This window comes from Xenorhabdus miraniensis (assembly GCF_002632615.1).
This window is the reverse complement of sequence record NZ_NITZ01000104.1, coordinates 1-653: the sequence shown is the minus strand read 5'-3', so window position 1 is coordinate 653 and position 653 is coordinate 1. Positions and strand designations below refer to the sequence as shown.

The following is a 653-nucleotide window of genomic DNA, read 5'->3' as shown; positions in this document are numbered from 1 at the left end:
GTGGCAATCAGGACACCGATACCGGGAATTTTCAGGATCCGCTGACAATCGGCATTCTGTTTTGCCCACGCTGTTAGTTGTTTTTCCACTTGTTCAATTTGTTCATCGATTTCGTTCAAACGGTGGTATTGCTCTTCAAGCAAATCGAGCAGGAAAGGTGCCAGCTTTTCCCTTAGCCGCTCAAGCACCTCGGGTATGGCTTTATCCAGTGAGACCCTGCCCTTATGCACGGTTTCACCGAATTCCAGCAACAAGCCATGCAGCGCATTGATTTGCGCGGTTCTGAATTTCACTAATTGGTAACGCATCCGGTGTAATGACAAAATAGCCTGTTGTTCTTCGTTTTTGATAGCGACCGATTTACCGGGTTGCTGAACCGCCTGCCAAATAGCCCGGGCGTCCTGAACGTCGTTTTTGTTTCCCATCCGGAATGCCCTGACAAACCGGGCCTGAAGCAAACGTACCTCATGCCCCTGCTTTCTCAGCTCCCTCGCCCAATAGTGAGCACCACCACAGGCTTCCATGCCAATCAGACAAGGCGGCCGGTGACTGAAGAACGTTAAAAAATCATCACGGCGTAGCTGTTTATCAATGACTTCCCCGGTATATTCATCTACAAAATGAATTTGCATCAGATGTTTTGCAATATCGAC

Annotated in this window: 1 protein-coding gene; it reads right to left on the bottom strand. The window is 48.7% G+C overall.

From position 1 onward, the window contains the following. The coding region (locus tag Xmir_RS22250) for an IS110 family RNA-guided transposase (protein WP_145956964.1) at positions 1-653 on the bottom strand (653 nt) is incomplete at both ends.